Here is an 11,339-nt window from a genome sequence, read left to right as displayed (position 1 = left end):
AATAACAATATATATTTCATTATATTTAAATATTTCGATTTAATTGACCTTTAATTTAAATTTACAAAATTATACAATTGTACTTTTACTAAATTAGTTTTATTTGCTATTCAATTTAAAATTTTAAGGGATTTTAACCCATATTTTTTCATGGGTTTTCAGACACCCTGCTAATTAATATACAAACCTCTTCAATTTTTTTCAATTATAAGAAACCCTTTTTAAAAATAATAATTAGAATATAAAATATTTCCAGGAGACGAATAATGAATATATTTATAGCAATAACAATTGCAAGAATAATGTTAATCTAAGTTGTGGTAAAAATTGAGGAACAGAAGAACAATTTGTTATAACATTTCCAATAGGTTTTATTCTTTATTAATACGCATTTTTAAAAAAAATAAGGATAAAATGACCAAAAATAATCAAATACATACAAAAATACCAACAGATTTGTTTGAAGAATTAAAAAAAGTTAAGGTTTAATAAATAGGAATCTGAAAAATGATATATCAAAATAATTAGGAGAATTATTGAATTGTGGGTAAAAAAGATTGTTTTGAAGCATTCACTATTTCAACTCAAATAGGTCTGTTTTTTTAGTAAAATAAATAGATACTGAATTATTTAAAAATTCAAAAAAAACCAAATAAACAGAAGTCATAGTCTTTATAAACTTCATCATTTAAAGAAGTAAATAAAATATCCTGTTATAATCTACATTAATAATGTCTTTACTTTTCATTTTTAACTTCATGAAATAAGGATTTAAATAAAAAAATAAAAAGAAAAAAAGCAGAAAAGGAAAAAAGTAAGAAAATATATAGAAAAAAAACTGTAAAAAAAGAATTTAAATATATTTATTCTTTTAAAACGGTATTATTAACCATTCTTTTATTTTTTAAATCTTCATTTGAATAATATCTGCCTTCACTTGTAGAATAGTTTTGATTTGATGAATTTTTTTCATCTAAAGAACCATCATCCGTTATTTCTGTATTGGGCAACTTAGTTGTGTTTAAATCTTCTAATGTATAATTATTAGAGGAATTAACTACTGGATTTTTTAAATCCCCATCAGATATACCTACAGATATTCCTATACCTGATCCTAACAAAAAAGCAATTAAAATGAAAATTGTTATAATTGCAAACTTTCCCTCAAGTTTTAATCCCATTTTTACACCAATAAATAAATTTTTTATTATAAATGCATTTAATTAAAAATAAAATGATAAAATCTTTTTTTTAAATAAATAAAAAAACTTAGATTCATATAATGAATTATATAATGAGTTATATAATGAATGATAAATTGAAATCAATAATTCATTTAAAAAAGAATCATGATAAAACACATATATTCAATCTAATAGTCATTCAAAAAAGTATATATGAAAACGAAACCATTAGAACATACAATTCTTGATATTTTTTGATTTACAATAATAAACACTTTTTTTAAACATTGCATAAAACTAAATTTTTTTATGGATATAATTCTATTTAATGATAAACATATATAAACTTTATTATGTGTGTAATTGTGTACACATAAACACACAAATATTTAACTGTTTAGATAAACTAATCCAGAATATAAAATAAAACAACTAATCAATAAAGTAATTTTGAAAATAATAAATAAAAATAATATAAAAATTAAAAAAATTAATTTATATCCAATATTATTAATTTTATCACGTTTAAACAATAAAAAAAAATATTGAAAGTATTGAATAAATTAAAAAAAATCAAAAAAAATCAAAAAAAGATCTAAAAAAATAAGAAATAAACAATTAAAAAATAATTAAAAAATAAATATAAAAATGTGTACATACACACATACACAAATAAATAAATATATATAAAATATATGTGAAAAAGTATTGTAATAAATAATTAAGTCTAAAAAAGAAAAATAGAAAAAGGTTTATATATAAAAAAATAAATTATAAAGCATGGCAAAAAATGATGAAGTAGATAGACTTTGGAAGCTATCTGAAAAATCACGAATGAACATTTCACTTCCAAAAGAATTAGCCGAATGGTTAGATATGCAAGCCTCCACAAACTGGAGATTAGATAAAGGTGCAAGATCAAAAGAAGTCACAAAAATAATCTTAGAGGCAAAAAGAATGAGTGAATAAAAGAATTAAATAAAAAAATTCATTAAAATCTAAAACAAGCAAAAACAAGAAATAATTGAAACACTTTACAAATATAACTATTTAAAAAGAAAGAAAAAAACTAAAATAAAATTAAAAAAAGAAATTTAATTTTATGATAAAATAGCATAAAAAATAGCAATTATAACTGCTAAAAATCCAAATTCACCTATGCCAAGTAGTGCTAAAATATATGAAACTACAAAAACAAAAATAAAAACACCAAAAATTTTAGATTTTTTTGTAAAAATAAATGATAAAATAGTGCGAATAAACTCAGAAGGAACATAATACCCATATAAACCATTTGCAAGCTCAAAAACAACAAGGGATAATGGATTAAATATTTGAATCTCATCAGCCATTTGTGCACGTTCACCCGCTTCACGTCTTGTTTTTCCAATACCTGCTCTGATTTTTGCACCATTATTAAGTGTAAACCAAGCAGAATCAAGACCAGCCCTAATAGCTAAGTCTTTACTTGGAAATCTTGCTATTAAATCGTCTCCACCATGACGATATCCTTCTATTTTGCCTTTACACTCTTCTTCAATAAAAATTTTAACACTATTCATTAATTCAACTAATTTATCCTTTCCATAGTCATTTGTAAACTTTGTTGAATCCATAATGTCAATAAAAAGATAGTTGTGGTTATCATTAATGTTTGTTTTAGGACTAGAAAACTTTGTATCTAAAATTATTGCATACTCTCCACCTAATTTAGTAAAACCAACACCAGGAAAATCTCCAATTTCTCTGTTAAGTTTTATTGATCTTTCAATTGAAGCGGCACCAGTCATTCCAACAGCAGATCTAACCTTAATATTATTATCAAGACCTAATCCTACAAGTTTTATTGCAACACGAATAGCATCATTTTTAGAAAGCATTTTAGAAACAATCTCAGTCGAACTTTGCTCAATTATCTCTCCATTTTCCTCTAAAATGAATTTAGAAAATTGTTCAATAATTGGGCTTGGATTAAGTAACTCAACATAGAGATAACGGTCACTGCCCATAATAATATTACTTACAAGAGCATACTCCTCAACTTTCTTTTCTGCTTCAACAATTTCATAAAATTTATGGTTTTTTGGAATATTTTCAGACCCAAGATCTCTTAAAAGATTATAGAATATGCTATCGCTGGAAATTTGAGCTTCTTCAATTTCCATTAACATTGTATTGGTAAAGTTAAACATTTCAACATATTCAACTTCCATTGGAGTTGATGGATGGTAATTGGTTCCAATACTAATGATTTTTTTCTTGGTTAATAATTTAAATATCCATCGTGTAAAACTGTGATTATTCATTATATCATCAATTATTATTATTATTATTATTATTATTATTATTATTATTATTATTATTACTATTACTATTACTATTATTGTTACTATTATTAGTAAGATTATGTTCCAAAATTATTATTATATTTTTAAATGTTCTTACTCACTAAATATAAATATATTAAAGCTATTTTTTGGATTTATCAATTAATTTAACAGCTGCTTTTAAAGAAACTTCAAATTCACCAGGTTTTTCTAAAAAAATATCTTTTTTAACTGAAACAATTGGAAACTTCCATGACCCAATTCTTCCTGCAACCGTACTGGCTATATTTCTAGAGTTCTTTTTAATAAAAACTTCATCATTAGAATTTATTCTTATTTCAACATCATAAGGTGCTTCATCTTCAACTTCGTCAGCATATATAATATTTAAATCAAATTTCCCTGGTTTCATATACAAATCATTTCTAATTGCTATTAAGGGATTTTTGTTTAATTTTAATCTATCACCAACAGTAACAGAAATATTTCCTGCATTTTTAACTGCTTCTTTATAATTTTTTGGATGAACAAGGACAAAAATAATATGTGGTGCAGAAGTTTCAACTTCTTCAACCATACTAACTACTTTGTCAAAAAAAGGTATTTTAGAAAATAGTCCTTCTATTTTAGAACTAATGTCATCTTGATTAGATTTGTCCATACGCAAAATAGATTCTTTAGCAATGTTTAAAGGACTGAAATCTATTTCATCTTTTTCAGAGTATGTTTCATATTTTTTCCCATTCATTTCATTTAAAATAGCTGTACAAATATTAGTAAGAACATTTTTAACTCTTTTAGGTTTTTTAACTCTACCAAATTTTATTTCTCCTGTATCTTCAAAAGAAAATGAAATTCTCATATTATTAATATCTAAAAATTCATCAGAAAAATCTCTAAAATAGTCATTGGACAAAATTTTAGAGTTAGCTTTTTCTGCTGAATTTAAAATAAAGTGATCTGCATTGTTACCTGCTTCAACTTCGTGAATTACCTTTTTTTCAACTAAACTTTTGTATTTATCTTTCTGATCTATTTCATGTTTTAAAGATGCATCAGCTATAATTATAAATTCATTTTTATCTTCTTCTAATTTTTTAATAGCTGTTAATATATAATCCAATTTAGCTTTTGAATCTTCTGTTCTACCATAATTTGCTACATTAGAAGCATCAATTATAACTTTCATTAAACCCCTCCAAAGATTAAAAAGTAAACTAAATTAAAAAAATAAATTATAAAAAATAATTATAAAAAATAAATTTAAAAAAATATTTTTTTAATTTAAAAAAAAATAGTTGAAAAATTGAAAATTATTAGTGTATAAAATATCTGATTTTAATAATATATAACTTTTTTTATTTTAAAAATGCAATATATTAAAACCAATGGCAAAAATTTTCATTAATCTCTTTCAAATGAAGCTAAAAAAATCTTACTTCCATCTATTTGATTTAAAAGAACCTCAACATTATTCTTAGAAATATCATAGGTATTATAAGAGTTTAAAATTTTCCCTCTTAATTTATTAGAAGATAAAGAACCTGCACTAATAAAATAGCTGTCTTCAAGCTTCCAAATATATGGAACATGTTTATGGCCTGAAATAACTAAGTTGACTTTTTTATCAACTAAAGATTTTAAAACATCCCCTGCATCTAAAAGTTCGTTTCTTTCGCGACCAGTATTTGGAATAGGTATTAAATGATGATGAAGAGCAACAATAGAAAAAATAGAATCGTCTATTGTAGTTTGTAACAGATCTTCCAGCCATAATTGTTGAAATCTCCCTATATTACCATTATTTAAGTCAGGTTCTGATGAATCCAACCCTACAATTAAAATTTCATCATCTGAAATTTTCCTTGCCCAATTTCTCTCTCCAATCTCATCTTCAAAAACTTTAAATCCCACATTACGTGCATCGTGGTTTCCTGGGATAGATAGTAATGGAGCTTCAAACATGTTTAAATATTCTTTAATTTTTAAAAATGATGAATAATAACCATTATCAGTCAAATCTCCAGTTAAAATAATAAAATCTGTTTTTGAATTGTTTATTTCATCAACAAATTTTAAATATATTTCTTCATTAAAAGCTGAGCTACCAAAATGAATATCAGAGATATGTGTAATCAATGTCATGAAAAATACCTATATATTTATATATAAAATAAATAGAAGTAAAAGAGGTTGTGCAATAACTATTTTTTGTAAAAACAGATATTTAAAAACAGATATTTAATTAAAATATGTTAAAATATATGTAAATATTAATAATACATATTTTTATAAAAAATAAATATTTAAAAATAATTATAATTTGTAAAAAACTTTTATTTAAATTAGTTTTCTTTATTTTTGAGAAAACTTATTTGATGAACCTTTTTTTAAAAGTTTGTTTTAAAGAATAATAAAAATTAAAGCTTTAAAAATAATTATTTTTAGTAAATAGATATTAATATTAATTAAAATAGAGTTTTATTAAATATTTATATTTATTTTTATAATAAAATTCATTATAAATTTATAAATATAATTTAACTTAATTAATTAAATTTAGAAAATTAGATTTTCGAATTGCTGCACAGCCATTGTATTGTTTTAAAATTTAAAAAGTTATATATCTTTTATAATAAATATTAAAATTATATAATATAATAGTTCATTATATAATAGTTCATTAAATTTAATTACATTAATTACATTTAATTATATCTAATTATATTTAATTACATTTGATTAATTTTTTTTATTTTTTATATGCTTTTTAATATATTTTTTAATAAATTTAATCTTTAATATACTTTTTAAATATATTTTTAATATATTTTTATTTATTTCATTTTTAATATATATTATAGTTTTTTTCAATTCTATGAATTTAAAAAACAAAAAAGGATTATGCAGGGTTAAAATGAATATTATTGATTATATGATTGAAGAAGACATTGGTTTTTGTGATATTACAACAGACTCTTTAATTGATGATGATATTGTTGTTAATGGGCAAATTATTTCAAAAGAAGAGGGTATTCTTTCAGGATTAAGAATTGTAGAATATATTTTCAATAAATACAAAATCTCTTTTGAATTATTTAAAAAAGAGGGAGAAAAGCTTCAAAAAGGAGATATTGTCCTTAAATTTAAAGGTAATGGAAGAGAAATTTTAAAAATTGAGCGAACACTACTAAATTTATTAATGCGAATGTGTGGAATAGCTTCAAAAACAAAACAATTGTCAGATAAAGTTAAAACAGTGAATTCTAAAGTTAAAATCGCAGGAACACGTAAGACATTTCCTTCACTTGCTAAATTTGATAAACAAGCTATTGTTACAGGTGGTGGAGATAGTCACAGATTTAGATTAGATGATTTGGTCTTAATAAAAGATAATCACATAGCCATTATAGGTTCTATTTCTAAAGCCATTATATTGGCAAAAGAAAAGGTTAGTTTTTCAAAAAAAATTGAGGTTGAGGTTGAAGATATTGATAATTTGATTGTTGCAGTCCAAAATGGTGCAGATATAGTAATGCTCGATAATTTTTCCCCAGATTTAGTTGAAAAAGCTATTTTAACTTTAAATAAATTAAATATTAGGAATAAAGTACTTTTAGAAGTATCTGGTGGTATCACTGAAGAGAATATCTTAGATTATGCATTTTTTGACATTGATATAATCTCTTTAGGATCATTAACTCATTCTGTAAAAAGTTTAGATTTAAGTTTAGAGATATTTTAATTATTGTTTCTAGATATTTTAATTGTTATTTTTAAATACTTTAGTTATTTATCCATAATTATTTTATTATTCAATAACTGTAAATCCAGTTTTTAAATCTTTTAGTTCTTCTTCGTTTAGTGTTCTTTTTTTTGCTTTTAAGTCTATAATTTGACTCTGACCAAAGGGATCATCAATTACTAATGTTCCTTTTTCTTCTCCTTTAAGAAGATTTTCTAGTTGTTTTAAAATGATTTTAGCATTTTTTTGAGATTCGTCATCCTCAAAGAGTGCTAATGCTCTTTTGATGGCATCTTCAAATCTAATAATGACGCCTTCTACATTTGATACATATGCTTTTGATTTTGGTCCTGGTTCTACTTTTAATCCTAATTCAGGAATATAAACTGTAGCTGAAGGAGATTTTATTATTCTAGAGCTTAAATTGTATTTATTTATTTTCAATTCAAATTTTACAGGCTCTTTTTGTTCAAGAACAATCACATCATTGTGTTTATATCCGCATTCATTGCACTTTACAGTTGCTTCCATAATTTCTCCAAAGTAAGGAATTTCATCTGTGTGGGTAGTGTATTCTGCACTTTTAAGATTTCCACAAACTGGACAATCTATTATCATTTTAGTCATTTTATCTCCATTAATTTTATTTAAATTTATATGATAAAATATTAATTTTTTTCATTTTTTTGAGTATTTAATTAAACTTTTTAATAAATTATTTTTATTCATTATATTTATTTTTTATAATATTATATTTGCTTTTTATAATATTATATTTGTTTTTTAAATAAAGCATTTATTTTTTATAATAAAACATTTAAATTTTTTCCAAATATTTAATAATAATGAAAAATATATTTATTAAATTATAGTTTTGTAAAATTCATATTAATTTTTTAATAATTAGCTTAAATATTATATAATTTATAGGTCATATTTATCATAATATATTTTATTTTTTATAAAAATGCTTTAAAGATTGTTGCAGAAAAATTTTAAAGATTAGGTGATTGTGTGTATTTTATTTCTTCAGTTAAAGAGATTCAAGATTTAAATCCGTTTATTGTTATTGGTGGAGGAGGAGGTGGTGAAAAATTCTCTAATTTTGAAGGAATCGAAACTCTTGGTTTTGTTGATGATGATGAAAGTAAACATGGAAAAAAATTTGGAAAATACACAATTTCAAAGAGTCTATTAGATTTAATTGAAAATACAGATGCTAAAAGTGTTGCTATTATGCTTCCAATTGGTGCTGAAGGAGCTGCTTTAAAATATGCTGTTCAAGCTATTGATAACAATAAAAATGTGGTTTGTTCATTTAGATCTTTATCTATTGAAGAGAATTCTGCCCTCTTAAATTTTGCAAAAGAAAAAAATGTGGTTATTAAAGAAATTAGTCCAAGGGTAGATGTTATTGACAAATTATTTGGGATTAGTCATGACAAGTGCTGTGAAATACTTCCTAAAATCTCTTATAAACCTAAAGCAACAGTAGTATTTATTGGAGGTACTTCTCAAGAATGTGGTAAAAGGACTACAACAAGGTTGTTAGGTGAAGAAGCAATTAAAAGAGGTTTAAAAGTTGGAACTATTTCTACAGATGAAATGGGATTAGAATGGCCTGTTGATTTTAATTTTAGAGCAGGAAGTTTATCTGCTATGGATGTTCCATCAGCTATTTTACAATCATTTAAAGTTATTGAAGAAGAAAAAAATCCAGATATAATTTTTATTGAAGGTCAATCAAGTTTAACAGAAATTGGAAATCCTCACCCACGTGGTTTATCTGCATCTATTTTGATTGGAGCCAATCCTGACTTTACCATAGTTTGTCACAGACCAAATCACCCATTCCGGGAACCAAGAGGAATTAATGATGAAATAAAAGCTATTGAAGCTATTGAACCAACAGAAGTAATTGGACTTTCTATTAATCTTAGAAATGAAACAGATTTATCTCCAGAAGATTTTGAAAAAGAATATAATCTGCCTGCTGTTGATATGAAAAATGGTGGAGCTTCAAAATTACTAGATGCAATTTTGGAAAAGATTGATAATTAACTTTTTTCTTAAATATTCTTTTCTAATATTATTATGGAGAATAAGCTTATTGTTCTTTTTTTCAAGAAAAAAAGCATATTGTTTTAGATTATAATAGCTTCTTAAAAATAAAAGTTCATTAAAAAATATTTAATATCTTTATAATTTAAAACATGACTATATTCATTTGATAAAATATTAATAGATTAAATTTAAGTATTTTAATGGGAAACTATATATAATAAAAAAGATTATTATTTATTAATGTGAGTGTTTTATTAATATATAAATTTTTAGGGGAATTATTATGGGAATTATAGATAATTTAAAAAAAAGTTTTGGAGTGTATACTGAAGATGATATAAGAGATGAAGAATTAGGTGCAGAACCTGATAATTCCTTTGAAGTTCCGATTTCAATTACTCCAGAGCAAACTATTATAGATATTATTTTAATAAGACCTAGAAATGCTGATGATATTGATTATATCAATGATCAAATTGTTTCTGAAAAAAACCCAGTAATTGTTGATTTAGCTTATCTTGAAAATGAGGGTCCTGAATTGTTCCAAATGGCTATTTCTAAAATTAAGTTTTTAAGAGAAAAGTACAATGCTGAAGCCATTTCACTTTCAAGAACTGATGATAAATACCTTATTTTAATAGCTCCTACCCAAGTTAATATTACAAAAAGAGATTAAATTAAAAAATTGTTCATTTAACCATTTTAATCATTATTTTCTTGTTTAATACTTATTTAATTTCAATTATTTTTTTCAAATTCAATCAATTATAATTTTTTTAATTAACACTTCTTTTTTTTTATTCTAATTGTTTAAGGAATTTAATAACATCTTCTCGTTTATATCCTAATTTTAAAAATAAACTAGAAATATCTTCTATTTCTTTTGTTTTTTTTATTTTATTCCATTTTTTAAATTTATTTTCACTAATAGTGTGAATAAGAATTTGAATACTAATTAAAGTATCAGTATCAATGGCTACAAGAACTTCATCATCTTCAAAGTAGCCATTTTTATCATAAAGTTCAAAACTTTCGTCTAAGCTATCTCTTTTTATTAATCCATGCTTTATTTCAAAAACCATTTTAATTCTCCATATTTGATTATTATCACTATTATTTTATTGAAAATAAGTTGACAATTATATTTAAAATTATTATTAGATGTTATTTAGATTGATATAGATATTATTTAAACTATTGCATCAACAAAAATATATAATTTTCTAAAAAAATTATCAATGTGGTTGTCCATTATTTAGTTGTTTTTGTATGGATTTTATTATTTGTAGATTTTAATGAAATAGAACGAAATATAACATATAAAAAAAGAAAAATGTGAATAATAAAATGATTATTATTCTACTAATTCAGCAAATCCTAGATTTCGCTTAGTTTCAGTGACTTTTATTTTAACTTCTTGACCTTTTTTAGCATTAGGAACAAAAAGAATGTAACCTTCTACTTTAGCTATTCCATCTCCGGATTTACCAGTATCTTCGATTTTAACATCGTATTCTTCTCCTACATTTACAGGAGCACTATCATAACGATTATTATTACGATTACTTCTATTATCTCTATTATCCATACTATCTCTATTATTTCTGTCGTTCCTTTTAAACATTATAAAATCACTTCCACTTTATTTAAAATATATATTTTTAGCAAATAATTAGTTAATAAAAAAAGATTTTTTAAAATAACCCTTCAAAAAAAAATCAGTACAAAAAATACTAAAAATATTTTAGTATAATTTAGATAATGTTTGCTTTGAGAAAAAAATAATAAGCCATCAATAAATATTGTTCTAATGTATTGCAATATAACTATGTTTTTCAAAGTATATATTTAATAACTTATCATAAGGTTATTTTAAACAAAAGTCATGAAAAGAAAAAAAGAAAAAATAGAAAAGAATAAATAAAAGAGATAGTGTTTAAACTCAAGATTTTTAAAAAAATTTAACAAAATCTTTTATGTTTAACATTTTTAAGTACTATATAAATATCTATATTATTT

General features: G+C 23.0%; 11 protein-coding genes. 4 read left to right on the top strand and 7 right to left on the bottom strand.

The window, feature by feature from the left end; all coding sequences use genetic code 11:
* Positions 1 to 863: 863 nt before the first annotated feature.
* Positions 864 to 1,181 carry a hypothetical protein gene (locus tag MBCUR_RS08695; RefSeq protein WP_067092517.1) on the bottom strand — a complete coding sequence of 106 codons (318 nt, stop codon included), beginning with the start codon at positions 1,179 to 1,181 and terminating at the stop codon, positions 864 to 866.
* A gap of 783 nt (positions 1,182 to 1,964) precedes the next feature.
* Here MBCUR_RS08695 and MBCUR_RS08690 point away from each other — a divergent pair.
* On the top strand, positions 1,965 to 2,153 hold the full coding sequence (locus tag MBCUR_RS08690) for a hypothetical protein (protein WP_067092516.1): 189 nt from the start codon (positions 1,965 to 1,967) through the stop codon (positions 2,151 to 2,153).
* A 131-nt stretch (positions 2,154 to 2,284) separates the two neighbouring features.
* Here MBCUR_RS08690 and MBCUR_RS08685 read toward each other — a convergent pair whose 3' ends face one another.
* The 3 genes from MBCUR_RS08685 to MBCUR_RS08675 form a co-directional block, all read right to left on the bottom strand.
* On the bottom strand, positions 2,285 to 3,490 hold the full coding sequence (locus MBCUR_RS08685) for a hypothetical protein (RefSeq protein WP_067092515.1): 1,206 nt from the start codon (positions 3,488 to 3,490) through the stop codon (positions 2,285 to 2,287).
* A gap of 163 nt (positions 3,491 to 3,653) precedes the next feature.
* Positions 3,654 to 4,700 carry an NYN domain-containing protein gene (locus tag MBCUR_RS08680; RefSeq protein WP_067092514.1) on the bottom strand — a complete coding sequence of 349 codons (1,047 nt, stop codon included), beginning with the start codon at positions 4,698 to 4,700 and terminating at the stop codon, positions 3,654 to 3,656.
* Positions 4,701 to 4,915: 215 nt separating this feature from the next.
* Entirely contained in the window at positions 4,916 to 5,656 is a 741-nt protein-coding gene (locus MBCUR_RS08675; protein ID WP_067092513.1) for a metallophosphoesterase family protein, read from the bottom strand.
* A 772-nt stretch (positions 5,657 to 6,428) separates the two neighbouring features.
* On the opposite strand from MBCUR_RS08675, the gene nadC reads away from it, so the two are divergent.
* Entirely contained in the window at positions 6,429 to 7,256 is an 828-nt protein-coding gene (nadC, locus tag MBCUR_RS08670) for a carboxylating nicotinate-nucleotide diphosphorylase (RefSeq protein ID WP_067092520.1), read from the top strand.
* Between the two features lie 66 nt (positions 7,257 to 7,322).
* Here nadC and MBCUR_RS08665 read toward each other — a convergent pair whose 3' ends face one another.
* Positions 7,323 to 7,883, bottom strand: a complete 561-nt coding sequence (locus MBCUR_RS08665; protein WP_394329086.1) for a ZPR1 zinc finger domain-containing protein — start codon at positions 7,881 to 7,883, stop codon at positions 7,323 to 7,325.
* 387 nt (positions 7,884 to 8,270) lie between these two features.
* On the opposite strand from MBCUR_RS08665, the gene MBCUR_RS08660 reads away from it, so the two are divergent.
* Both MBCUR_RS08660 and MBCUR_RS08655 read left to right on the top strand, forming a co-directional pair.
* The gene (locus MBCUR_RS08660) at positions 8,271 to 9,317 is read left to right on the top strand and encodes a DUF1611 domain-containing protein (RefSeq protein WP_067092511.1); all 1,047 of its coding nucleotides are present in this window, start codon (positions 8,271 to 8,273) and stop codon (positions 9,315 to 9,317) included.
* A 286-nt stretch (positions 9,318 to 9,603) separates the two neighbouring features.
* Positions 9,604 to 9,996, top strand: a complete 393-nt coding sequence (locus MBCUR_RS08655; protein ID WP_084269668.1) for a cell division protein SepF — start codon at positions 9,604 to 9,606, stop codon at positions 9,994 to 9,996.
* 121 nt (positions 9,997 to 10,117) lie between these two features.
* On the opposite strand, the gene MBCUR_RS08650 is transcribed toward MBCUR_RS08655, so the two are convergent.
* On the bottom strand, positions 10,118 to 10,402 hold the full coding sequence (locus MBCUR_RS08650; RefSeq protein ID WP_067092510.1) for a hypothetical protein: 285 nt from the start codon (positions 10,400 to 10,402) through the stop codon (positions 10,118 to 10,120).
* Between the two features lie 272 nt (positions 10,403 to 10,674).
* Positions 10,675 to 10,908: a TRAM domain-containing protein gene (locus MBCUR_RS08645; RefSeq protein ID WP_067092518.1), complete on the bottom strand. Its 234-nt coding sequence runs from the start codon at positions 10,906 to 10,908 to the stop codon at positions 10,675 to 10,677.
* Positions 10,909 to 11,339: the final 431 nt, after the last annotated feature.

The organism is Methanobrevibacter curvatus, from assembly GCF_001639295.1.
Classification (GTDB): Archaea; Methanobacteriota; Methanobacteria; order Methanobacteriales; family Methanobacteriaceae; genus Methanoflexus; species Methanoflexus curvatus.
The sequence above is the reverse complement of the archived record's forward strand: the minus strand, read 5'-3'. Positions and strand labels throughout refer to the sequence as shown.